This window comes from Nonomuraea sp. NPDC050404, from assembly GCF_040655495.1.
GTDB lineage: Bacteria > Actinomycetota > Actinomycetes > Streptosporangiales > Streptosporangiaceae > Nonomuraea.
In genome coordinates, this window is sequence record NZ_JBFAKB010000006.1 from 230,019 (window position 1) to 252,015 (window position 21,997).

The 21,997-nt window shown below is 68.6% G+C and carries 22 protein-coding genes and 1 tRNA gene; 13 read left to right on the plus strand and 10 right to left on the minus strand.

Features of this window, described 5'->3' with window-relative positions; translation table 11 throughout:
* Positions 1-32 precede the first annotated feature (32 nt).
* The 5 genes from AB0I81_RS18250 (at position 33) to AB0I81_RS18270 (ending at position 3,956) form a co-directional block, all read left to right on the plus strand.
* Positions 33-1,160 (plus strand): DUF2510 domain-containing protein, encoded by a 1,128-nt coding sequence (locus AB0I81_RS18250; RefSeq protein WP_360657781.1) that lies wholly within the window; start codon positions 33-35, stop codon positions 1,158-1,160.
* Between the two features lie 68 nt (positions 1,161-1,228).
* Positions 1,229-1,822, plus strand: coding sequence for an oligoribonuclease (gene orn, locus AB0I81_RS18255; protein WP_360657784.1), 594 nt, complete (start codon positions 1,229-1,231; stop codon positions 1,820-1,822).
* Between the two features lie 68 nt (positions 1,823-1,890).
* Positions 1,891-1,966 (plus strand) — tRNA-His (locus AB0I81_RS18260).
* Between the two features lie 219 nt (positions 1,967-2,185).
* The gene (locus tag AB0I81_RS18265) at positions 2,186-2,413 is read left to right on the plus strand and encodes a LuxR C-terminal-related transcriptional regulator (RefSeq protein WP_360657787.1); all 228 of its coding nucleotides are present in this window, start codon (positions 2,186-2,188) and stop codon (positions 2,411-2,413) included.
* Positions 2,414-2,735: 322 nt separating this feature from the next.
* Positions 2,736-3,956: an NAD(P)/FAD-dependent oxidoreductase gene (locus AB0I81_RS18270; RefSeq protein ID WP_360657790.1), complete on the plus strand. Its 1,221-nt coding sequence runs from the start codon at positions 2,736-2,738 to the stop codon at positions 3,954-3,956.
* Positions 3,957-3,959: 3 nt separating this feature from the next.
* Here the strand turns inward: AB0I81_RS18270 and lat are convergent, their stop codons facing one another.
* From lat to AB0I81_RS18290, 4 genes are all read right to left on the minus strand, one after another.
* Positions 3,960-5,240, minus strand: a complete 1,281-nt coding sequence (gene lat / locus AB0I81_RS18275; RefSeq protein ID WP_360657793.1) for an L-lysine 6-transaminase — start codon at positions 5,238-5,240, stop codon at positions 3,960-3,962.
* Between the two features lie 63 nt (positions 5,241-5,303).
* Positions 5,304-5,846 carry an HdeD family acid-resistance protein gene (locus AB0I81_RS18280; RefSeq protein ID WP_360657795.1) on the minus strand — a complete coding sequence of 181 codons (543 nt, stop codon included), beginning with the start codon at positions 5,844-5,846 and terminating at the stop codon, positions 5,304-5,306.
* Between the two features lie 57 nt (positions 5,847-5,903).
* The gene (locus AB0I81_RS18285; RefSeq protein WP_360657798.1) at positions 5,904-6,551 is read right to left on the minus strand and encodes a hemolysin III family protein; all 648 of its coding nucleotides are present in this window, start codon (positions 6,549-6,551) and stop codon (positions 5,904-5,906) included.
* A gap of 57 nt (positions 6,552-6,608) precedes the next feature.
* A complete protein-coding gene (locus AB0I81_RS18290) occupies positions 6,609-8,120 on the minus strand; it encodes a penicillin-binding transpeptidase domain-containing protein (protein ID WP_360657801.1) in 1,512 nt (503 codons plus the stop codon).
* A gap of 48 nt (positions 8,121-8,168) precedes the next feature.
* On the opposite strand from AB0I81_RS18290, the gene AB0I81_RS18295 reads away from it, so the two are divergent.
* Positions 8,169-9,014 (plus strand): fused MFS/spermidine synthase, encoded by an 846-nt coding sequence (locus tag AB0I81_RS18295; RefSeq protein ID WP_360657804.1) that lies wholly within the window; start codon positions 8,169-8,171, stop codon positions 9,012-9,014.
* Between the two features lie 282 nt (positions 9,015-9,296).
* Here the strand turns inward: AB0I81_RS18295 and tgmC are convergent, their stop codons facing one another.
* From tgmC to AB0I81_RS18310, 3 genes are all read right to left on the minus strand, one after another.
* The gene (tgmC, locus tag AB0I81_RS18300; protein ID WP_360657807.1) at positions 9,297-10,427 is read right to left on the minus strand and encodes an ATP-grasp peptide maturase system methyltransferase; all 1,131 of its coding nucleotides are present in this window, start codon (positions 10,425-10,427) and stop codon (positions 9,297-9,299) included.
* Entirely contained in the window at positions 10,424-10,621 is a 198-nt protein-coding gene (locus AB0I81_RS18305; protein ID WP_360657810.1) for a hypothetical protein, read from the minus strand. Before AB0I81_RS18305 ends, tgmC begins: the two co-directional genes overlap by 4 nt.
* Positions 10,622-11,047: 426 nt before the next feature.
* Positions 11,048-11,296 carry a hypothetical protein gene (locus AB0I81_RS18310; protein ID WP_360657813.1) on the minus strand — a complete coding sequence of 83 codons (249 nt, stop codon included), beginning with the start codon at positions 11,294-11,296 and terminating at the stop codon, positions 11,048-11,050.
* 269 nt (positions 11,297-11,565) lie between these two features.
* Here AB0I81_RS18310 and AB0I81_RS18315 point away from each other — a divergent pair, with 269 nt between their 5' ends.
* Together AB0I81_RS18315 and AB0I81_RS18320 are read left to right on the plus strand one after the other, a co-directional pair.
* Complete coding sequence (locus AB0I81_RS18315) at positions 11,566-12,888, plus strand: helix-turn-helix transcriptional regulator (protein WP_360657816.1); 1,323 nt, start codon at positions 11,566-11,568, stop codon at positions 12,886-12,888.
* A 102-nt stretch (positions 12,889-12,990) separates the two neighbouring features.
* Positions 12,991-13,467 carry a Uma2 family endonuclease gene (locus AB0I81_RS18320; RefSeq protein WP_360657819.1) on the plus strand — a complete coding sequence of 159 codons (477 nt, stop codon included), beginning with the start codon at positions 12,991-12,993 and terminating at the stop codon, positions 13,465-13,467.
* Here AB0I81_RS18320 and AB0I81_RS18325 read toward each other — a convergent pair.
* The gene (locus AB0I81_RS18325; RefSeq protein ID WP_360657822.1) at positions 13,464-14,870 is read right to left on the minus strand and encodes an SUKH-4 family immunity protein; all 1,407 of its coding nucleotides are present in this window, start codon (positions 14,868-14,870) and stop codon (positions 13,464-13,466) included. The two genes, AB0I81_RS18320 and AB0I81_RS18325, sit on opposite strands and share 4 nt — an antisense overlap.
* Before the next feature lie 127 nt (positions 14,871-14,997).
* Here AB0I81_RS18325 and AB0I81_RS18330 point away from each other — a divergent pair, with 127 nt between their 5' ends.
* From AB0I81_RS18330 to AB0I81_RS18345, 4 genes are read left to right on the plus strand one after another with little or no spacing between them, the layout of a single operon-like run.
* The gene (locus AB0I81_RS18330) at positions 14,998-15,948 is read left to right on the plus strand and encodes an SPFH domain-containing protein (RefSeq protein WP_360657825.1); all 951 of its coding nucleotides are present in this window, start codon (positions 14,998-15,000) and stop codon (positions 15,946-15,948) included.
* The gene (locus tag AB0I81_RS18335) at positions 15,948-16,208 is read left to right on the plus strand and encodes a hypothetical protein (protein ID WP_360658605.1); all 261 of its coding nucleotides are present in this window, start codon (positions 15,948-15,950) and stop codon (positions 16,206-16,208) included. Before AB0I81_RS18330 ends, AB0I81_RS18335 begins: the two co-directional genes overlap by 1 nt.
* Positions 16,195-16,839, plus strand: a complete 645-nt coding sequence (locus AB0I81_RS18340; RefSeq protein ID WP_360657828.1) for a GPP34 family phosphoprotein — start codon at positions 16,195-16,197, stop codon at positions 16,837-16,839. The genes AB0I81_RS18335 and AB0I81_RS18340 overlap by 14 nt, the downstream gene beginning before the upstream one ends.
* Positions 16,840-16,867: 28 nt before the next feature.
* Positions 16,868-18,055 carry a DUF418 domain-containing protein gene (locus tag AB0I81_RS18345; protein WP_360657831.1) on the plus strand — a complete coding sequence of 396 codons (1,188 nt, stop codon included), beginning with the start codon at positions 16,868-16,870 and terminating at the stop codon, positions 18,053-18,055.
* A gap of 4 nt (positions 18,056-18,059) precedes the next feature.
* Here the strand turns inward: AB0I81_RS18345 and AB0I81_RS18350 are convergent, their stop codons facing one another.
* Positions 18,060-18,737, minus strand: coding sequence for a response regulator transcription factor (locus AB0I81_RS18350; RefSeq protein ID WP_360657834.1), 678 nt, complete (start codon positions 18,735-18,737; stop codon positions 18,060-18,062).
* Entirely contained in the window at positions 18,730-20,463 is a 1,734-nt protein-coding gene (locus AB0I81_RS18355) for an ATP-binding protein (protein WP_360657837.1), read from the minus strand. Before AB0I81_RS18355 ends, AB0I81_RS18350 begins: the two co-directional genes overlap by 8 nt.
* A gap of 166 nt (positions 20,464-20,629) precedes the next feature.
* Here AB0I81_RS18355 and AB0I81_RS18360 point away from each other — a divergent pair, with 166 nt between their 5' ends.
* A complete protein-coding gene (locus AB0I81_RS18360; RefSeq protein WP_360657840.1) occupies positions 20,630-21,976 on the plus strand; it encodes a serine hydrolase in 1,347 nt (448 codons plus the stop codon).
* Positions 21,977-21,997 lie beyond the last annotated feature (21 nt).

The window sequence follows — 21,997 nt, forward strand, 5'->3', positions numbered from 1 at the left end:
ATCTCCAGGCCGTTCTTACTAATCTTGCGAACATGACCACGCAGACCCCCGCGGGCTGGTACCCAGACCCCTACGGAGAGCCCCAGCTCCGCTGGTGGGACGGCGACCAGTGGACAGACGCCACGCACGTCCATGAGCAAGGGCCGGACCAGCCCCGGCCCGGGCAACCGTCCTCCGGGCCCCAGCCGCAGTCCCCGACCCCGACTCTGACCCAGCCGCAGCCGCCGTCCGGACCTGACTGGTCGGCCACGCCGGCGAACCCCACGCTCCAGTTCGGCCAGCCCACCTCCGGGCAGGGCGCCTACGGCGCGCCCACCGGGCCGCCGCCGCAGCCGCAGTGGAGCGGCTCGCGGTTGCCGCCGGGCCCCGGCTACGGGCCGCCGCCCAAGCAGAGCAACCCGATGCCCTGGGTGTTCGGCGGGCTCGCGGCGCTGGTCGTGGTCGCGCTGATCGTGGTGGCCGGGATGGTCTTCATCAACCGCGACAGCACGGAAAGCGCCTCGCCGCCGATCCCGACGGACACGTTCGAGCCCCGGCTGCCGCCCACGGAGCAGCCGCCGTCGCTGAGCCCGCCCTCCCAGGAACCGCCGCCCAACCAGGGTGGCGCCGAGTTCCCCCAGCCGTCGGGCGACCGCGTCACCGACTCCAGGGCGGGCGTCTCCTTCGAGGTGCCGGACGAGTGGACGGTGCCCGAGCCCAACACCGTCAACAACGGCAGCCCGGCCGAGCAGCAGTGGTCGGCCGCGGTGAAGGGCATGTCGCACGAGAACTACGAGGGCGAGTCCGACTGGATCGGCAATGTCTTCACGGGCGAGCTCAACGAGCTCTACCCCTACAGCGGGGCCGCGGGCATGGAGGAGACGGCCAAGGCCATGTTCCTGCAGTTCTCCACCAACTACTACGCGCCCGCGCACGAGAGCAAGATCGTCGAAGACAAGACCATGAAGATCGGCGACCGGGACGCGTACCTGCTGCAGTTCGAGCTCGACTTCACCAAGATCTCGGACGAGAAGGGCTACAAGTGGAAGAAGGAGAACGGGGCGATCGTGCTCATGGATCGCGGCGATGGGCAGCGTCCGGCGGTCGTATACGTCTCCGTTCCCGACAATCTGGGCACCGACGTGGTCAGTAAGGTTCTCGGCTCTCTCAAGCCCGCCTGACCGGTGGCACTAGGCTGGGAGGGTAACAAGCGGGCGGATTGCTCCGAGCCGCTGGGCGAGGAGATCGTATGAGTGACTTGCTGGTATGGATCGACTGCGAGATGACCGGGCTCGACCTGAGCCGCGACGCGCTCGTTGAGGTGGCGTGCGTGATCACCGACAGCGAGCTCAAGCAACTGGACGAGGGCGTCGATGTGGTCATCAAGCCGCCGCCGGAGTCGCTGGAGCAGATGTCGCAGGTCGTACGCGAGATGCACACGGCCTCCGGGCTGCTGCCGGAGCTGGCTGGCGGCGTGACGCTGTCGGAGGCGGAGTCGCTGGTGCTCGACTACATCCGCCGCCACGTGCCCGAACCCAAGAAGGCGCCGCTGTGCGGCAACTCGATCGGCACGGACCGCACGTTCATCGCGCGCGACATGCCCGGAGTCGACTCCCATCTGCACTACCGGATGGTCGACGTCTCCTCGATCAAGGAGCTGGCCCGCCGCTGGTATCCGCGGGTCTACTTCGCCGCGCCCGAGAAGCAGGGCGGGCACCGGGCCCTGGCCGACATCACGGAGAGCATCAGGGAGTTGCGTTACTACCGCGCCGCCATCTTCGTCGGCCAGCCGGGACCCGACTCGACCACGGCCAGAGCCCTGGCGGAACGCGTCAGCGGTTAATCGGGTGGCGTAAAGACTCCCGAACCCCGCTACACTTTTCCTGTGCCGCCACGACAGCGGTGGCCGTGGTGGGTGTAGCTCAGTTGGCAGAGCGCCAGGTTGTGGTCCTGGATGTCGAGGGTTCAAGTCCCTTCACTCACCCCAAGAGGCGCGCGGCCGGTCCCACGGGACCGGCCGTCGCCGTTTCTTCCCGGGTTCTCTGGGGCTGCCGTGCTCTGGGCTGCCGTTTCCTCCCGGGCTGTCGTTTTCTCCCGGGCAACGCCCCAAAACATGACAATGCGGGTTATGCTCGCTGTCTAACGCTAACGCCGGCAGCACGGGGGCCATCGGCGATCTGACCGTCTGCGCGCCCCCGGAGGCCGGATGAGAGTCGACGACGCAGCTTTCGAGAGCGTGTTCACGTCCTTGAGCAAGCGCGAGGCCGAAGTGATGGACCTGATCGCCACGGGCGAGTCCAACGGCCAGATCGCGCAACGGCTGTTTCTCAGTGAGAAGACCGTCAAGAACCACGTCAACCGCATCTACGCCAAGCTCGGCGTGGACTCCAGGGTCACGGCCATCGGGCTGTGGCAGTCACGCCGCGATCGGTGAGGGCTCTTACAGTCCCTCGCTGACCGGGGTTTCCGGGTCGCGAGGCGGGTCGATGCTGCGCGCCCGCGGGACTCCCGGGTTCGCGGGGTTCGTCCACCACGTCGCCGGTCCACTTGGGCTCGCGTTACGGCGGGCCACCGCTGAAGGGTCAGAGGCCGTTTCCTGGAGGGCCGCCGGCCGTAGTGCGGCGGTTGGGAAGCCACGGCAGCGCGTAACGGATGGGGCCTTGATGGGTTGAGAGGTGCCGTCCGCAAAGGGATCTGGCCGCGTAACGGATGGGCCTTGATGGGTTTAAGAGGTGCTGCGCGGAAAGGGACCTGACATGGTGCAGAGAGCGCGGGTCATCGTCGTCGGGGCCGGGTTCGCGGGGCTGGCCGCCACGCGGGAGCTGGCCAGGAGCGGCGCGCTGGTGACGCTCGTGGACCGCAACCCGTACGCCACCTTCCAGCCCCTCCTCTACCAGGTGGCCACCGCCGGGATGGGCACATCTGACGTGTCCTACCCGATCAGGACCTTCGCCGCGAAATGGCCCAACGTGCGCGCGCGCCGCGCCGCGATCACCAAGGTGGTGCCGGACAAGCGGCGGGTGGAGTTCGACGACGGCGGCTCGCTCGCCTACGACTACCTGGTGCTGGCCACCGGCGTCACCACCAACTGGCTGCACGTGGCAGGCTCGCGGGAGAACGCGCTGCCGATCTACTCCCTCGGCGACGCCGCCACGCTGCGCCGCCGCCTGCAGCACTACCTGGAGGACACGGCGGCGGGCCGGCGCGAGAGCACCCACGTCGTGGTGGTCGGCGCCGGCGCGACCGGCGTCGAGATGGCCGGCACGCTCGCCGAGCTGCGCCGTCACACGATCCCGCTGACCCACCCCGAGGTCCGGCCCGACCAGACGAGCGTGACGCTGGTCGAGCGGTTCGACTACGTGCTGGCCCCCTACAAGCCGCGGCTGCGCGACTCGGCGGCCGACGCGCTGCGCAAGCGCGGCGTGGACCTGCGGCTGGGCTCCACCGTGGCCTCCGTCGAGCCGGACGCCGTGGTCCTGGAGGACGGCACGCGGCTGCCGAGCGACGTGACCGTGTGGGCGCTGGGCGTCACCGCGCCGCCCGAGGTGGGCTCGTGGGGCCTGGAGCAGGGCAAGGGCGGCCGGATCGCGGTCACGGACGCGCTGAACGTGCCGGGACATCCCGAGGTCTTCGTGATCGGCGACCTGGCCGGGCCGCCGGACGCGCCGCCACAACTCGCGCAGCCGGCCATCCAGATGGGCAAGCACGTAGGCAAGCAGATCGCGGCGGTGGTGAAGGGAGGCCCGCTGCGGCCGTTCACCTATCGCGATCCGGGGATCATGGCGACCGTGGGCAAGGCCGAGGCGGTGCTGCAACTGGAGAACGGGCTGACGGTGCGCGGGTTGCCCGCCTGGCTGGTGTGGATCTTCATCCACGTGGCGTACCTGCTGGGCGGGCGCAACCGCGTCAGTGTGCTGCTCAACTTCTTCTGGCGCTACGCCGGCCCCCATCGCAGCAGGGCCAGCGTCACGCAGTAGGAGCTACGCGGGGTCCCGGAGCGCGGCCGACAGGGCGGCCAGGCCGTGGTCGATGTCGGATTCGGGGATGTTCAGTGCCGGGCGCAGGCGTACGGACCTGGGCCCGCAGGGCAACACCAGCACGCCGTGCTCCTCCCTGAGCCGGGTCACCAGCGCGTCGCGGGCGGCCTGGTCGGGCAGGTCGAAGGCGCACATCATGCCGCGCCCGCGCACGTTGGCCATCGCCCGGGGATGCTCGGCCTCCAGCTTGGACAGGCGTTCGAGCAGCACGTTGCCCACGGTGGCCGCGCGCGCGATCAGGCCGTCGCGCTCGATGATCTCCAGGATGCCCCGGCTGCGCACCATGTCCACCAGGCCGCCGCCCCACGTGGAGTTGATCCGCCCGCTCTGCCGGAACACGTTGTCGGGCACCTGGTCCACCCTGCGACCGGCCATGATGCCGCCCACCTGGACCTTCTTGGCGAAGGCCACCACGTCGGGCTGCAGGCCCAGCTGCTGGTAGGCCCACGGCGTGCCGGTCGTGCCGCCGCCGGTCTGCACCTCGTCCAGGATGAACAGGGCGTCGTACTGGTGGCACAGGTGCTGCATGGCCTGCAGGAACTGGGGCCGCATGTGGTTGTCGCCGCCCTCACCCTGGATGGGCTCGGCGATGAAGCAGGCGATGTCGTACGGATCGCGCTCGAACGCCTCCCGCGCCTGGGCCAGCGCCCGCTCCTCGGCGGCCTCGACGTCGCCGAGGTGCACGGCCGGCACGTCGATCCGCGGCCAGTCGAACTTGGGGAAGCGGTCGGTCTTGCCCGGCTCGGTGTTGGTCAGGCTCAGCGTGTAGCCGCTTCGGCCGTGGAAGGCCCTGGTCAGGTGCATGACCTTGGTGCCCAGGTCGCGGGAGCGGCCCGCGGCCTCGTTGAACCGGCTCTTCCAGTCGAAGGCGGTCTTGAGCGCGTTCTCCACGGCCAGGGCGCCGCCCTCGACGAAGAACAGGTGGGGCAGTTCAGGGTCGCCGAGCACGCGGGCGAAGGTGTCCACGAAGTCGGCCAGATGCTCGGTGTAGATGTCGGGGTTGGCCGGTTTGTTGCGGGCCACCTGGCCGAGCAGCCGGGTGAAGTCGTTGTCGAAGGGCGGGTTCACACCCAGCGGGGCCGAGGCGAAGAAGGTGTAGAAGTCCAGGTAGCGGCGGCCGTTCCGGGCGTCCACGAGCCAGGAGCCATGGCTGAGCTCCAGGTCGAGCACGAGGCGGTAGCCGTCTACGAGCAGGTGGCGGGCAAGGCGGGCGTGTACGTCCATGGCGCCTCCACAGAGAGTCTCGCTTGACGTTCCTCTTGCAGAACGCCGTTATATATACAAAATTTACGGCATTCCTGCCCCTGTAGTGAAGTTCTTCACGCGTAGCGACAAGGCCACCATGGCGATGCCGTACAGCACGGCGAAGCCCCCGATCAGCCAGACGAGGCTGAGCATGCCCGCACCGGGCCAGAGGAGCAGCAGCACGCCGAAGATCACCGACAGGATGCCGCCGACGATGAACATCCACTCGTTCTCGATGTCCTTGCGCAGCTGGATGCCGGCCACGATCTCTGCCACGCCGGTGAAGATGGCCCAGAAGGCCACGAGGTAGAGCAGAGCGAGGGAGGTGATGCCCGGCCAGACGACCGTCACGATTCCCGCCAGAATCCCGATGATTCCGGAGACGATGAGCCAGGTCCTCGATCGCGCCCCGTGCCGGAACCCGGCGAACAGCGCGAACAGCCCGCTCACGAAAGCGTAGGCACCGAAGAAGAACACCAGTGCGAGCAGCGTGATCCCCGGCCAGATAAGAGCCAGGACGCCGAAGACGATGGCCAGCAGGCCGCGCACGAGCAGCAGCCACCAGGATCGAGAGATTTCCCCCATGCTGGTCTGCTTTCCTACCTCCGCCCGAAAACAGACCAGCGCCGGGTCAAAAGTCGTTCAGCCGTGTGAGTAGACCACGATCGAGACCGCGATGTACTGCACCAGGTACGCGGCGACGGTGAAGGCGTGGAAGACCTCGTGGAAGCCGAACCACTGGGGGGAGGGGTCGGGGCGGCGCAGGCCGTACACGACGGCTCCGGCCGAGTAGAAGACGCCGCCGACGGCCACCAGTACGACGGCGGCCACGCCCGCGCCCTCCAGGAGCTGCGGCATGACGAAGATCGCGGTCCAGCCCAGCGCCAGGTAGAGGACCGTGTACAACCAGCGCGGCGCGCCCATCCAGAACACCCGGAACAACACCCCGGTCAGAGCGCCGCCCCAGATGACCGACAACACCGCGATCTGGGCCGCCCCCTCCATCGCCAGCAGGGCGAACGGGGTGTAGGTCCCGGCGATGATCAGGTAGATGTTCGCATGATCGACCCTGCGCAGGAACTCCGCCAGCCTGGGGCCGAGCTCGCTGCGATGGTAGGTCGCGGAGATGCCGAACAACAACGCCGAGGTGACGGCGTAGACAGCGGAGGCCAGACGGGCCTGCAGAGTCGGGCCGAGCGCCACGAGAGCGAACCCCGCGACCAGCGTGAGGGGCAGTGCTCCGGTGTGCAACCAGCCTCGCAGCCGCGGCTTAACGGTGATGGTCGTCATGAAACCTACGGTACCGTAGGTTACGTTCGATACTCACCCGCACCTGCGCTTAGGCGGTCATAGACCGTTGAAGAAGCGGGCCGCGATCGGGACCGCCGCACCACTTCCGGACCCGCCGTTCCGTACGAAGACGCAGAAGGCCAGGTCATCCCGGTACCCGATGAACCAGGCGTGCGAGGGCTCACCATCCAACTCGGCCGTGCCGGTCTTGCCGGAGACGTCATCGGGCAGTCCGGCGCCGCTGGCCGTACCGTAGTCCACCACCGCCGCCATCATGTCCCTGAGCGGCGTCACGATCGTCTCGTCCATCGGAACGTCATCGCTCGCCGGGCCGTCGATGCGCTCCACCTGCTCCCTGTCCAGCAGCCGGGGCGAGCGCCAGGTGCCGTTCTGGACGGCGGCGGCGAGCGCCGCCATGCACAGCGGGCTGGTGACGACCTCGCCCTGGCCGATCGCGTCGAGGGCGAACATGTCCACGTTGGTGGTGGCGGGAACGCTGCCGCAGGTCCCGCCGATGCCGGTCGCGACGGCCCGGCCGAACCCCCATTCGTCCGCCGTCTCGCGCAGATCGTCGATCGTCAGCCTGGTGGTGGCCTGCTCGACGAAGGTGGTGTTGCAGGAGTGGGCGAACGCGTCGGTGAAACTGACCGAGCCGCGATCCACCTCACCGTCATTGCCGATGGGGGCGTGGAACGGGATCTGGTACGTGCCGGGGCACGGGACCTGGGAGACCACGCTGAGCCCGCTCTTGAGCAGGGCCGCCGCGGTGATCGTCTTGAAGATGGAGCCGGGGGCGAACACGTCCCGCACGGCGCTGTAGTTCTCGCCGAGCCGGTCGGCCAGCCCGAGGATCTCCCCGGTGCTCGGCCGGATCACGATGATCGTGGAGTCCTCGGTCCCGTCCAGCGACCGGGCGGCGGCCGCCTGTACGGGCCTGGACAGGGTGGTGCGCTCGACGTTCGCCTCGGGCTCACGCGCCAGCACCTGCTTGTCGGGCTGCCCCGGTTTCTTCGACAGCAGGCTCCAGCCCTGCTTGACCTGCTCGAACTCGGGCTTGATGGGGTTGAGGTAGGCGTCGGCGTAACTGTCGTTCGGGATCTTGTCGCCCTCGCGGGTGACGAACTCGACCTCCGACGACTCACTCTCCCCCAGTTCCAGCGTCCCGCCGTCCTTCAGCAGCGGGTGCAGGGTCTCGGGGCTCCATAAGACCTGCCACGAACGTTCGCGTACGGCCAGCTTCAGCGTGCCCTCGAACGGCCACTTTCCCAGCTCCGCCAGCTCGCGCACCCCGGAGAAGGCGACCTCGGCGGCCCCCTCCCCCGTGCTCTTGACCTGCCCAGGGGTGAGCTGGAGCGACTCGACGTGCAGTTCGTCGCTCAGCTCGCGGTGCCGCGCGATGAAGTCGGCCGGAGGCTCGTACGCCAGCCGCGTCATCGTCATCAGGTCACCCTTGCGCCAGGCGGCGAAGTACGCGGTGGCCGTCTGGGCGGCGCTGCCCTTGACCCGGTTGGAGGCGGCTACGGCGAAAGCACCGGCCCCGACTATCGCGGCAACTGCGATAACGAGCACAATCAGCCTTCTCCGTCGCATACGGTTTCTCCCAGGAGGGGATCAGGCGTGGCACGTGGACAGCGGGAACCGATGCCCGGCCAGTACCAGGTGACGTTCGGCGAGGTCGAACTTCTCCGGGACATGGACAGGCAGGACGGCTGGATGCTGTCCAAGGATGGCGTACCTCAGTCGTATGTAGATCTTCAAGACCCGACATTTCTGGAATTCGAGTATGTACGACTCATGGCGGATGTGATCGACCTTTTGCCAGACGGACCGCTGAGCTGCGTCCACGTGGGCGGCGGAGCCTGCACCATCCCCCGCTACGTCACCGCCACCCGCCCCGGCTCCAGGCACATCGTCATCGAACCCGACGGCCTGCTGGTCAACCTCGTACGCGAGCAACTGGACCTGCGCTCGGTACCCAAACTGAAGGTCATCGTCACCGGAGGCCGCGAAGGCACGGCCAAGGTATGGGACGAGACCGCCGACCTCGTGGTACTGGACGCGTTCACCGGGGCGACGATGCCGGTGGAACTGGCCACGGCCGAGTACATGGGCGACATCACCCGCATCCTCCACCCCAACGGAACCTTGCTGATCAACATGGCCGACGGCAAGGGCCTGGCCTTCGCCAGACGCCTGCTGGCCACGGTGACCGGCACGTTCAAACACGTGACCCTGCTCGCCGAGCCGGGCGTCATGCGCGGCCGCCGCTTCGGCAACCTGATCGTCGCCGCCTCCCGCACCGCCCTCCCCCTGGACCTGTTGACCCGCCGAGCAGCCGGCGGCCTGACCCAGGCCCGCTGCGTCCACGGCCCCGCCCTGACCAATTTCATAGCCGGCGCCGCCCCCATCAAAGACGGCGACCCCATCATGGCCCCCGTCCCCCCACCAGCCGTCTTCGGCTGAACAAACCCCACCCCAAAGCAATGCCTTCCCATGGGGCGCTTCGCGCTATGGGGCTCAGCCGTTTCTCCAGTCGAGCCGAGCCTCGACCCCTGCACGCCTTCGCTTCGCTCAGACGCCCTTACTACAGGCGCAGGCTCCGCCTGCGCAGATCTTGCGTTGGCGAATGCCGGACGGTGGTGGCCATGCGCGGCGATGGCGGGGAGGGTCGTATGGGCTCACATAACCACTTTTCGACACTCGCCAAGAGAGCGGATTCCGGGGCCTTTCGCGTTTCCCTCACTACTACCCGGGGAGATTCCAGGTCGCCCCGCCAGGATCCCCGAGCCACACCCATTGACCGCCAGGCGTGACGGTGAGGCCGAAGTCGGAGCGGCGAGGCTCGCCGGCCTCCTGCCAGGTGATTATGGCCTTCTCGATCTCGTCCCATAGCCGGAGCGGGCCGTGCTGGCGTACCGCCCGACCGCCTGCGGCATCGGATGTCGCTTCCGCTCGGGACCCTGTGCTGGGGTCCACCAGGTACGTGGCGCTCTCACCCCATGCGATCAGCGCCTGAGGCACGGCGAGTTGGGCGACCCAAACGGCTGTCCTGTCCTGGAGTATCTCCGGATCGATCCTGCTCTTTCGTGCATCGGCGCTGACTTTCACAAGCCGAGGCCGCGCCGGAGGCACGTGAGACCGCGCGGTCATGAAGCAAAGATCGTCTTTGAGGAAACGACCGACCGCTGTGCCGTCACCGGCCGCGGTGAGGTGAGCGAACGCCGTCTCGCCCATCCAGCCGCACAGCGGGGCCGTGATGGTCCCGCCGGCACGCATCTGTTGCGGCCATGCCTCGGGAATCGTCCGCACGGAGCAGGTTGCTACGAGCCGGTCGTATCTGCCGCCCTGTGGATACCCCCTCAGCCCGTCTCCCTCCACCAGCGTGGGGGCGTAGCCGGCACCGACGATGGCGTTGCGGGCGCGGGCGGCTACCGCTGGGTCGTACTCAATCGAGACGACAGCGTTGTTTCCGATCCGCTGGCACATCAGCGCCGTCGAATAGCCCGTACCTGTGCCGATCTCCAAGACCTTGTCGCCTTCTTCGATCTCGGCGGCTTCGAGCATCCGTACGACCAGACTCGGGAGCGTGGATGACGACGACGGATTTCCACGCACGGGTTTTGTCGTGTCTTCGGCCATGGTCCCGGCAACCTGCGTCACCCATGTCTCGTCGGCATAAGCCAGGGCCAACCATGCACCCTCGGGCATGTCGGCACGCCGAACAGGTGTCCACAGATCGAACTGGGTTTCGTCGGGGCGGTATACGGCATCGCCGAGGAACCGTTCGCGAGGCACCATTTCAAGTGCCTTTCGCCAACCGACGGTTTCTATGCGGTCCGCGAGTTCGAGGCGGAGCATCTCAGCCGTGTCGCTCATGTCCACCACCCATTCAGTAGCACGTCGGCAAAGGCGTGTGCCATCTCCTCAAAATCTGGCAACCATGCCCACTGCCCGTTCGGATTACATTCGATGAACGTCCACTTCACGCCTTTTATACTCTCTTCGAGAGCGAAGTCGAAGCAGCCGAATTCGAGCGCGAAGAAGTCGAGGTAGGCGAAGAGAGATGACACGATCGTGCCGGGAACCTCGATGCGGCCATAGTCCAGCTTGCTCCAGTCGCCACTCCTCGGCCTCTGGCTTGGCCTGCGTTCCTCGGAGCTTGAGGCTTCGCCACGGGCCCAGGGGCGAGAGAGCTTTCCAGCCCTTTGCGCTCCGCCAGCACCCTTCCTTGATAATTGTTGTTCTGCCCTACGGCGGATCAGATGTGTGCTCGTGTCCCTCGGTAAGGATGTCCCACGCCCGCATCACGTCGGCGTGGCATCCCCGGGCGGCCTCCTCATGTCCTTCGCGCGTGTGGCGGAGGAGCAGGTACTTGCCGCCCTCCGCGCCCATCTCGTACTCACCGCAACACGAGGTCTTCACGATGCGCGTTCTGGCCGTGTGAGGGTGGTGCGGTTGCCACTGAAGCACGATGAATCGCTCTCCTTTCGGATCGGTCACGCGCCTCTGCGAAACAGGAGTGCGCCGGTGCGCTCGTCCCGGTGGACCGTGAGCAGCACTGGGCCGTGCACGTAGGAAGGCACCCGGGCGCTCTTGTCGAGTGCCACCCGCTCCACGAAGCCCCCTGCTCCGGGCGCCAGTCGGCTGAGCGCTCCGACGAGGCGGGCCGCCGCCAGGTTTCCGGAGAATGCGACACCGCCCGCGCCCCGGTGGCGGCTCTCGGTCGCCTTCCAGAAATAGAGCATTTCACCTCGGGGATGGGCATTATCCATCGGGCTGGACAGGTCCGGCCATTTGGCTTGCGGCACGGATAGCACCTCCAGATAGCGAAATATCACTTGAGGGATTGATTTTGGTATCGGGTGGCATGTTGTTGCCGATACGGATGGGCTTCTGGCCTCCCAGTAGTAGCGTGGCCAGCGCAAAGGATCAGGTCTAGACAAGGCCGGTCCGGTCGGCGTCCGGAGGCGGTTCGGGCAGGCCGTCCGGACGTGTGCCGGACGGGGCGGGAACCGTGGGCGAGGAGACGTTCGGGCAGGTGCTGCGGCGTCTGCGACAGCAGAGCGGGCTGTCGATACGAGACCTCGGAAGCCTCGCCAAAGTCGGCAAGAGCTATATTTGCGAGCTGGAAAACGACATCTATATCCCCTCCGCGGAAGTTGCAGCTGCGTTGGACCAGGCCCTGAATGCCGAGGGCGAGGTGATCAAAGCTTGCAAAACAGCCACGATGCAGGCACAGATTGCCAGAATGCAAGAAACGGCCGCAGCAAGAGGCAGTTCTCGACATGTGGGTATAAATTCAGCCCGGAACGCCGAAACCGAGGAGGACGCCACGAACCGCAGACGGCTCCTGCAGGCGGCCGCCGGGTTGGGGTTCGCCTCACTGGCCCCAACCGAGGCACTGCGCCAACTGATCGACCTCCACACTCCGGTGACCCAGTCGATCGAAGATTGGGAACTGGCATGCGCAGACCATTTGCAGGCACTGCGCACCCTCCCGCCCGCCGAGATGCAGCACTTCCTCCACCTCGATCTGATGGCCGTGCTGAGGCAGGTCGAAAGAGCGACGGACCGCGTCGGCGCCGATCACATCCACACGCGTGGCCTTTACCGAGCTCTATCCGCGTTGTCCACGCTCAACGGCAACGTGCTGAGCCGGTTGGGTCGGCACGAGGAAGCGCTGCGATGGTGGCGCACGGCCCGGCATACGGCCGACGCCTCCAGGGATCTGAACCTCAGCCTTGGAGTGCGCGCCACAGAGGCGGGACACGCCATCGCCACCAATCAGCGAGACCCGGCGACCACCCTGGCCTTGATCGACAGTGCCGATGCGCTCATGGCGCGAGCACCCGACTCCCATGGCGCCGCACTCATGCGAGTCACGCGCGCCAGAACGCTCAGCCTGCTCGGACGCCACGCTGAGGCGATGAGCACGTTGGAAAGCACTCGCGACGTGCTGGAGACCAGCTCTTCTGCGGTGAGCATCATGCCGAAGTACTGGCGCAATCAGCAACTGGTCTTCTCGGAGCTCCTGGTGTACAGCGCGGCGGGCAAGGAGACACCGGCGATGCAGGCTCGGGAACAAGTGATCACGGCCAACCCGGACTACCAGTACCCCACCATTGCCCGCCTCGTCACGGCGATGTGCGTCGTGGTGCGCGGCGGTGTCAAGGAAGGCGCGCTGCAAGCGTCCGCCGCGTTGAACGAGTTGGCTGCCGCATACCGGACCGACCTGATCACGCACGCCGGCCGCCAGGTCGTCGCGGCTGTACCGCACGATCAGCGCAATCGTCCGGACGTGCGTGACTTGCAGGCGACCCTGGCAATCGAGGCTTGATTCGAGGCCTGGAATACGGCGGACCACCCGCGTGGATCGCTGAGGGTGAGCTGGTCTGGCTTGATTCACCTGAGCGGGTGATCGGAACAGAGCGATGGTCAGGTGCTGGTAACCAGTCGCAAGTGGCACGTCGCAGGTTCCGTGGCGCGCCTCGCCAACGCCTTGGAGGCCGCCCGTCCGGCCGGCGGACCGTGTCTGAGCGTTGGGACCGACATCGACGTGGTGCTGTGGCGGGTTCCCAAATTCACCTTCCGGCGTCCCGATGTGGTGGTCTACAAGTGTCCGGACGATCCCGGCCGAAAGCCGGACGCGTCACAGACTCTCGCCGTCGTCGAGGTCTCCCCACCGGGAACCGTGCGCGAGGACCTGACCGACAAACGCACCCAGTATGCCGCCGCCGCGATCCCGCTCTGTCTCCTCCTCCTGCTCGACGAGAAGTACGAGATCATCGAGGTGAAGGAGTTTCATCTCGATGCCGTGGCCTCCGAGTACCGGCTTCATCGCATACATCAGTCGGACCTCGAACTGGAACTCCCCATCAGGTTGAGCATCCCGTTCCTCGTACTGACCGCTCCCTAGGACTTGCCTTCTCCTGCTGAGGCGAGGCGGGGGCGCAGGAGGAAGGCGGTGCCCTGGTCTTCGGGGGTTACCACCTCCAGGCCCGTCGTGGTCAGTTCCTGCGCGATGGCCGAAGGGTCGCCCGCCCACTGCAACGCCAGTTCCGCCACCAGGTCCCCGCGCGCGTCGAACGACGACGTGTGCTGCTGGGTGGTCCAGAAGACGGCCCTGACCGGCTCGCCCGCTTCGGTCGCGTCATAAGCCTCCTGCCAGCCCCCGGAAGCCGTGGGCCACAGGTCGGGTTCGGCGACGTAACCGTGCAGGGCGGAGAGGCGGTCGAAGGCGCGTACGATGCGGCACAGGTCGGAAGGGTGGTCGGTGGCCAGGCAGGTCACGGTGCCTTCCGGGGGCAGGCCGGGGTTGTGGACGGCGGCGTAGAGGCGTTCCATCGCCTCGTCGGCGCGGCGTTTGAGCTCCTCGGCGTCCAGTCCAAGCAGTTCGTCGTAGTCGTCGTCCTGGTCGGCCGCCTGACCGGGGACGGAGATGACCAGGCCCTCCCGCGCGAACACCGACTGCAGGCGTGAGGGGAGGCCGCCGCGCCAGGCCAGGGTGACGTCCTTGACGAGGGTGCCGTCGGGGGTGAAGTAGGCGTCGAGGTCGGCGGGGTGGTGCAGGAGGCCGCTGGTCGCGGTGTCGGAGTTGAAACGGTGGGCGTCGGCGAGGTGCCAGCCGTCCTCCTCCAGGCGGGCCAGGGCCTGGTCGAAGCCGGCCCGCTGCGTCTGGGCGGCGGGTACGGGCGGCTCCGCGCCGGCGGGTGGTGAGCCGGCCGTCTCCGCGCGGCGTTGCTGGAGGAACGCGCGGGTCTCGGCGATGAGGTCGCGGTCCATCAGGTTGTCCAGGACCATCGACCACCAGGACTCGGCGTTGCCGAACGCCGCCGGGTCCAGGTCGCGCAGCGACCGCCACAACTCCTCGGTGTGGCGGCGGGCGCTCTCCTCGGATTCGCCGTTCAGTGCCTGCTGGCGCAGCCTGAGGCGGTAGAGGAACTCGACGAACAGGGCCAGGGAGCCGTTGACGCGTTCCGCCTGCGGTTCGCCGTCGAGCGAGAGCAGGCCGACGACGCCGCCGCGGATGTCGAGGAAGTAGCGCATGCCGGCGCCGCCCGCCGTACCGCCGAGCACGAGGACGTCCACGTCCCCGCTGCCGGTCTTGAACACGACCTGCGAGCCCGTCCCCGGCTCCCCCGCGACCGCGGTGGTGAACGCCTGGTCGGCGCGGACGGGCAGGCCGATCTCGCAGAGGAGGCGCGTGTCCTGCTCCGACAGGCCCAGATCGCGGCACCGCCGGGCGTCCATCGGGCGCAGGGCCTCCTCACCGAAGGCGGCGGCCAACTCCTCGCGCGAGATCACAGTGCGATGTCCCATCGTCCGAACGAACCGAAGGTCGAGATCTTACCGGCGGGAAGCCGGGCGAATAACGCCTTTCCAAACCTCCGGAAAAGTGATATCACTTTGCTAGCAAGGTGAAGTCACAAGAGGAAGGGGACGGACGATGGCGGACTCATCGAGTGGACTCGCGATCGAAGGCACGGTCGTGGACATGCCCGCGCCGCACACGCACGAGCGCCCGGTCAGGGCGGCCAACGGGTTCGCGATGCTGAGCGTGTCCACGCTGGTGACGCTGGCCGGCATCGCGGGGATCATCTTCGGGATCGCGGTGCTCGCCGGCGGCGGCGGGCAGGCGGGCGCGTGGCTGCTCATCGCGGGCATCCTGGTGACCCTGACCGGGTTCACCATGTTCTTCGGCCTCACGGCGGTGGCCCCTGGCGAGGCCAGGGTGGTGCAGCTGCTCGGCCGGTACGTCGGCACCCTGCGCACCCCCGGCTTCCAGTGGGTCAATCCGATCACCGTGCGGCGGCGGGTCTCCACCAGGATCCGCAACCACGAGACGGACGTGACGAAGGTCAACGACGCGGACGGCAACCCGATCCAGATCGCGACCGTGGTGGTGTGGCAGGTTCAGGACACCGCGCAGGCGGTGTTCGAGGTGGACGACTTCCTGGAGTTCGTGGCCATCCAGGCCGAGACGGCCGTGCGGCACATCGCCGGCGCCTACCCCTACGACTCCCACGGCGAGCCGAGGCTGTCGCTGCGCGACAACGCCGACGAGATCAACGACCAGCTCTCGGCCGAGATCGGCGTCCGGGTGGCCTCCGCGGGCGTGAAGGTCATCGAGTCGCGCATCATCCACCTGGCGTACGCGCCCGAGATCGCCCACGCGATGCTCCGCCGCCAGCAGGCCGGCGCGGTGGTGGCGGCCCGGCAGCGGATCGTCGAGGGCGCGGTCGGCATGGTGGAGATGGCCCTGGACAAGCTCGCCGAGCACGACGTGGTCGAGCTGGACGAGGAGCGCAAGGCCGCCATGGTGAGCAACCTGCTCGTGGTGCTGGTGGGCGACCGTGACACGCAGCCCGTGGTCAACACCGGCTCGCTCTACCAGTAATCACCGTGGAACGGAAGAAGATCCTTCTGCGGCTCGACCCGGTGGTCCACGACGCGCTGGCCAGGTGGGCGTCCGACGAGCTGCGCAGTACGAACTCCCAGATCGAGTTCCTGCTGCGCAGGGCGCTCACCGAGGCTGGCCGCCTGCCCGACGGGGTGGGGCGGATGCGCCCGCGTGGACGGCCGAGGAAGACCCCCGACGAAGACCAGGACGAGGAAGAACGGGAGCGGGCGGATGGAGACGCGAGTGAAACAGGCTGAGACTCTGACGCGGTCGGCCTTCCTGCTGGCCTTCGACCCACGCAAGGAGCGGCTGGTCAACAGGGGCTCGCTGGGCTACCTGCTGCGCGCGGCGGCCCTGGCCGAGCTGCTGCTGGCGGGCAACCTCGCCGACGAGGCGGGCAAGGCGCGGACGCTGACCGCCCCGTCGCACGCCAGGCCAGGCTCGCTGCGGGCCGTCATCTGGAAGCAGATCGCCGACTCGCCGCCGCGCTCCTGGCGGCGGTGGGTGGGCAAGGACCATACGAAAGCGGTCGGCGTCGTACGGGACGAACTGGTCGCCGACCGGCTGATCCGGGTGGAGCGGCACCGGGTGCTGCTGGTGTTCCCGGTCGAGCGGATCCTGCCGCGCAGAGCGTACATGTCGCGCAGGCTCACCGAGCACGTCGTCCGGGCTGTCCGCGGGGGCCAGCCGGTCGGGCGACTGGACCAGGACATCCGCGTGCTGGCGGCGCTGGCCGTCGCCGCCGACCTCCGGGGGATGCCGGCCGCGCGCGAGGTGCACCGGCACAAGGAACGAATCGAGCAACTGTCGGCACCCGTCGAACCGGTCGCCACCGCGTTGCGCAAGAGCGTGCAGGCGGCCAAGAGCAATTACGCGGCCTCCGGCTGACCTGACGGCTCCTTGGGGAGGAGAACACATGACCACGTCTATCGAGGCGACGGCGCGATCGCGCGTCGCCCCCGCCACCGCTACTGCGCCCCCCGCCGGGCGGGCGCTGGCTCCGGACCTGGCCAGGGGTGCGATGTTGCTGGCCATCGCGTTCGCGCACGCGCCGCTGTTCGTGACCGACGTCGATCGCGGGCCCGCGCTGCTGAACACGATCACCGACTTCTTCCACATGCTCTTCGTCAACAACCACGCGCGGCCGATGTTCGCCTTCCTGTTCGGGTACGCGCTGGTGCAGCTCATGAACAAGCAGCTCGACCGCCCCGGCGCCGACTGGGTGAGCGTGCGCAAGCTGCTGCGCAGGCGCGGGTGGTGGCTGGTGGCCATCGGGTTCGCGCACACGGCGCTGCTGGTGCCGATCGACATCCTCTCCGTGTACGGGCTCGCCGCCGTCCTGCTGGCCGGCCTGCTGCGGCGCGGCGACCGGGCCCTGCTGTGGACGGCCGGGCTCACCCTGGTGCCGGGCACCGCCATGATCGGGGCCGGAATGTGGTTCCCGCTGTCGAGTGGCAACTCGACCTGGGAGGCGGCCGGCATGGCCGCGGGCGGGCAGGACATCGGAGTGATGTTCCTCGATCGGCTCATCGCCTGGCCCATCGGGCTGGTCGTGGCGCTGGTCGGGGTCGTGCCCGGCGTGCTGCTGGGCGTGTGGGCGGCGCGGCGGCGCTACCTGGAGGAGCCCGTACGGCACCGCGGCCTGCTGGTCCGCACCGCCGTGATCACCACCGTCGTGTCCGTGGCCGGTTCCGTGCCCGCCGCGTTCCTCCAGGCCGGGCTGTGGACCGAGCCGCCGGCCGGGGCCGTGTGGGCGGCGGCGCTGATCCAGCCCTTCGCCGGCTTCGCGGGCGGCATCGGCCTGGCGGCCCTGGTCGCCCTGGTCGCGATCCGGGCCGGGCGGCGGCGCAACCGGCTGACGACGATGGTCGAGGCGCTCGGCCAGCGTTCGATGAGCCTGTACCTCTTCCAGTCCATCGTGTTCGTGTTGCTCTTCTACCCCTACGGGCTGGGCCTGCAGGACCACCTGGGCCTGGCGGGCGCCACGCTGGTGGCCGCGGCGACCTGGCTGCTCTCGTTGTCCATCGCCGACCTGATGCGGCGCGTCGGCCACCGCGGCCCGGCCGAGATCCTGCTGCGGCGCCTGGCCTACCGCACCCGCTGATCGGTCAGGACGGGTCGGGGCCCAGGTAGGCCAGAACGGCGGCGACCCGCCGGTGCACGTCGCCGCTGTTCTCCAGGCCGAGCTTGGTGAAGATGGAGTTCACGTTCTTCTCCACCGAGGAGACCGACAGGTGCAGGGCGCGGGCTATGGCGGAGTTCGTCCGGCCGTGGGCCATCTCGCGCAGCACGTCCCGCTCCCTGGTGGTCAGGTCCTCCCGCTGGCCGCGCACGTCGCGCCTGGCCAGCAGGCCCTCGACCACCTTCGGGTCGATGACGGAACCGCCCGAGGCCACCGCCCTGATCGCCCCGAGCAGCTCGTCCAGGTCGCCCACGCGGTCCTTGAGCAGGTACGCGAACCCCTCGGTGCCGTGCTTGAACAGCTCGAAGGCGAACAACGCGTCCGAGAACTGCGACAACACCACCACCCCGACCTCCGGATGCGCGGAGCGGATGCGATGGGAGGCGTCGATGCCCTCGAAGCCCTGCCGCCACTCCCCTCCCGGCATCCGGATGTCGGTGATCACGACGTCGGGGCCGAGCCTGCGCACGGCGTCCAGGAGCTCGTCGGCGCTGCCCACCGTGCTCACGACCGTCACCTCTCCGGACATCTCCAGCAACTGCCTGGTGCCCTCGCGTACCAGGTAGTGGTCGTCGGCCACCACCGTACGGATCAGCTCACCCATCGACCGGCACCCACGCGTTCACCTGCGTTCCCCTTCCCGGCTCGCTGTCCACGCCGAGGCCGCCGCCGAGCGCGTCGAGCCGGTCGGCGAGCGTGGCCAGACCTCTGCGGCCCGTCGTGTGCGGGTCGAAACCCTTGCCGTCGTCGGCCACCGTGGCGCGCAGGCGGCCGTCCTCCTGCGTCAGGCGCACCTCGATGGTGGTGGCGCCGGCGTGTTTGAGCGCGTTGGCCACGGCCTCGCTCACCGTGAAGTACATCGCGCCCTCGATCTCGTCGGAGAAGCGGCGCGAGCGCAGCGGCGGCGGCGCGGTGACGGTCGTGCGTACGGGCAGGCGGGAGCAGCGTTCCTCCACGGCCTCCACCAGGCCGCCCTGCGTGAGCGAGGACGGGTGGATGCCGGCGGCCAGCTCGCGCAGGTCCTCCAATGTCTGGCGGGCCTGTTCGCGCAGGTGGGTGAGCATGTCGGGGCCCGCGCCCGTGGCCCTGGCCAGCTCCAGGCCGGCGATCAGGGCGACGACCTGCTGCTGTACGCCGTCGTGGATGTTGCGCTCGATGCGGCGGCGTTCGGCCTCCTGGGCGTTGACCAGGCGGGTGACCAGGCCGGCGCTCTGGATGGCCAGCCCGGCGGGCACGGCCAATGCCTGCAGCAGACGCCGGTCCACCTTGGTCAGGCGGCCGCTCTCCCTGGGGCCGCACTCGATGCGTCCGAGGCCGCCGCGTACCGGCAACTCCAGCACCGCCCGGCCCTCCTGCCTGCCCGAGACGACGCGGGTGCCGTCCGCGAGCGTCACGGCCGCCCACCGCAGCTCCAGCCCGGTACGCACCGCCGCGGCCAGCCGGCTGACCTGCTCCACCGGCTCGGAGGTGCCCTCCAGCACCGTGCCGAGGTCGGACAGCACCTCGTCCGCCGTGGGGCGCAGGTCGAACACCAGGTGCAGGCGCGATCCCCTGATGCCGACCCGCAGGTCGAGCAGCCGGTGCCGGACGATCGCCGCGGCGATCGCGGCGGGCAGCCCCCCGGCCACGGCCACGATTCCGACCAGCCCGATGACGGGAGAGCGCAAGCCGCCCAGGTTGAACGCCATCATCAGCACCGCGCCCACCGCGGTCGCCGCCGCGCCGCCGACCATCCAGGCGTACTGGCCGCGCTCTTCCCGGCTGCTGCGGCGCCAGCGGACGAGCAGCCCGGCGAAGACGATCACCGCCATGATCCACGTGACGAACTGCGCGGCGGCCGAGACGAGCATCGCGACCTGGCCCGGGCCCGACAACACGGCGGTGGGCCGGTGCAGGGTGAAACCGCTCAGCAGGATGCCCGCCCCGTGCACCACGACCGCGACGCCCGAGATCCACGCCACGGCCCGCCACCGGCGCGAGGGCAGCCGCCCGTCGGGGAACAGCAGGGGTATGAAGATCCAGCTCAGGCCGTAGAAGCCGGCGAACAGGGCGCTGAGCCGGGAGCCGATGCCGATGAAGCCGTGCAGCGACAACCCCGTGCCGAGCGTGCCGAGCCCGAAGCAGAGCCCGGCGGCCAGGAGCAGCCAGCCGTAGCGGAGCTCGGGGCGCCTGACGGCCAGCAGCCAGCCCAGCGCGGGCAGGGGCAGGGAGGCGACGATGTACACCCAGTGCGTCGCGGGGACGGGTAGCCCGGTCTCCAAGATCGCGCCGGTCACGCTGCCGACGATGGCGATCAACGCCAGCGGGCCTGCCACCAGCCTGGAACTCATAGCGCCCTATCGTGATGAGCGTGCGGATCTGCGTCTATGAGGTTATCCGCACATTTCATATGGCCACCCCCACCACGGGAAACGGCGGCCCGCTTGGTGGCGGCGATCCACCTGGCAGGCTTGGCTTGAGGCACGAAGTCGATATTCGCGAAGGAGCCTTTCTCCCATGAAAACCCCGTCGAAGCCCGCCCGGCTCCTCTCGGCGGCCGCGGTGGCGATCACCATGACGGCCTGCGTGTCCCAGCCCGGCCCCGTGTACGCCACGCAGACGGCCTCGGCCGGCAGCGTGGCCGCTCCCACGATCCCGGACACCCTGGCGGGCAAGCAGCTGACCTGGCTGCTCGACGCGGTCAACCGCACGCCGATCCCGGACGACGAACTGGCCGGGCACTTCTCGCCCGACTTCCTCAAGGCCGTCCCGCCCGCGCAGGTCAACGAGGCGCTGGCGAGCGTCAAGGGCATGCAGGTGCGGCGCGTGTTGTCCTCCCAGAACCAGTACCTGCTCGCCGAGGTCACGGCGGGCGCCACGACGAGCAACGCCGAGATCACCGTGGACACCGCGGGCGTGATCGTCGGCCTGCAGTTCGGACAGCCGGACCCGAAAACCTGGGCCGAGATCGACAAGCGGATGAGCACGGCCTCCCCGGACAGCGGCCTGCTGGCGGCCGAACTGACCGGCAACGGCAGGTGCCGCACCGTGCACGCCGTCGCCGCCGGCAAGGCGCGCCCGCTCGGGTCGATGGTCAAGCTGTACGTGCTGGGCACGGTGGCCGACCAGATCAAGCGCGGCAAGTTCGGCTGGGACAGCCAGATCACGATCAAGGACGAGCTCAAGAGCCTGCCGTCCGGCGTGCTCCAGGACCGCCCCGACGGCACCAAGGTCTCCGTGCTGGAAGCCGCCAAGCTGATGATCTCCATCAGCGACAACACCGCCACCGACCTGCTGATCCACAAGGTGGGCCGCAAGGCGGTCGAGCGCACGATGCGGGCGTGGGGCGTGGCCGACAAGCGCAACTCGCCGCTCATCACGACGCGCGACCTGTTCGTCTTCAAGGGCGTGGACTATCCCACCCACACCAAGAAGTACAAGTCGCTGAGCACTGCCGCGAAGCGGGCCTACCTGGACAAGGTGCTGGCCAAGGAGCCGCTGTCGAAGGTCCAGATGTGGACGAAGCCCCGCGATCTGGATTCGGTGGAGTTCTACGCCTCCCCGAACGACATCTGCCGGGCCTACGGGGAGCTGGTCAAGCTGGGCGACAAGCGCATCGGTGAGGCCATGTCGATCAACGACGCGGCGCTCGGGCTGGACAGGAAGCAGTGGCCGACGGTGTGGTTCAAGGGCGGCTCGGAGCCGGGGGTGCTGGACCTGAGCTTCATGGCGCGTACTTCCGAGGGGAAGACGTACGTCGTGACCACGATGGCGATCGACCCGAACGAGCCGATCAAGCCGGCGGTGCAGTCGGAGCAGCTCGGCGTCGTCCGCACCGCCTTCGGTCTGGCCAGGAAGGGCTGACAGGGGCGAGTTCCCCTCTTT

Bases quoted from the DNA above. Each gene is read 5' to 3' on its own strand.
- AB0I81_RS18250 (WP_360657781.1), top strand. From the start codon at position 33: ATGACCACGCAGACCCCCGCGGGCTGGTACCCAGACCCCTACGGAGAG.
- orn (WP_360657784.1), top strand. From the start codon at position 1,229: ATGAGTGACTTGCTGGTATGGATCGACTGCGAGATGACCGGGCTCGAC.
- AB0I81_RS18265 (WP_360657787.1), top strand. From the start codon at position 2,186: ATGAGAGTCGACGACGCAGCTTTCGAGAGCGTGTTCACGTCCTTGAGC.
- AB0I81_RS18270 (WP_360657790.1), top strand. From the start codon at position 2,736: ATGGTGCAGAGAGCGCGGGTCATCGTCGTCGGGGCCGGGTTCGCGGGG.
- lat (WP_360657793.1), bottom strand. From the start codon at position 5,240: ATGGACGTACACGCCCGCCTTGCCCGCCACCTGCTCGTAGACGGCTAC.
- AB0I81_RS18280 (WP_360657795.1), bottom strand. From the start codon at position 5,846: ATGGGGGAAATCTCTCGATCCTGGTGGCTGCTGCTCGTGCGCGGCCTG.
- AB0I81_RS18285 (WP_360657798.1), bottom strand. From the start codon at position 6,551: ATGACGACCATCACCGTTAAGCCGCGGCTGCGAGGCTGGTTGCACACC.
- tgmC (WP_360657807.1), bottom strand. From the start codon at position 10,427: ATGAGCGACACGGCTGAGATGCTCCGCCTCGAACTCGCGGACCGCATA.
- AB0I81_RS18310 (WP_360657813.1), bottom strand. From the start codon at position 11,296: ATGCTCTATTTCTGGAAGGCGACCGAGAGCCGCCACCGGGGCGCGGGC.
- AB0I81_RS18325 (WP_360657822.1), bottom strand. From the start codon at position 14,870: ATGGGACATCGCACTGTGATCTCGCGCGAGGAGTTGGCCGCCGCCTTC.
- AB0I81_RS18330 (WP_360657825.1), top strand. From the start codon at position 14,998: ATGGCGGACTCATCGAGTGGACTCGCGATCGAAGGCACGGTCGTGGAC.
- AB0I81_RS18345 (WP_360657831.1), top strand. From the start codon at position 16,868: ATGACCACGTCTATCGAGGCGACGGCGCGATCGCGCGTCGCCCCCGCC.
- AB0I81_RS18350 (WP_360657834.1), bottom strand. From the start codon at position 18,737: ATGGGTGAGCTGATCCGTACGGTGGTGGCCGACGACCACTACCTGGTA.
- AB0I81_RS18355 (WP_360657837.1), bottom strand. From the start codon at position 20,463: ATGAGTTCCAGGCTGGTGGCAGGCCCGCTGGCGTTGATCGCCATCGTC.
- AB0I81_RS18360 (WP_360657840.1), top strand. From the start codon at position 20,630: ATGAAAACCCCGTCGAAGCCCGCCCGGCTCCTCTCGGCGGCCGCGGTG.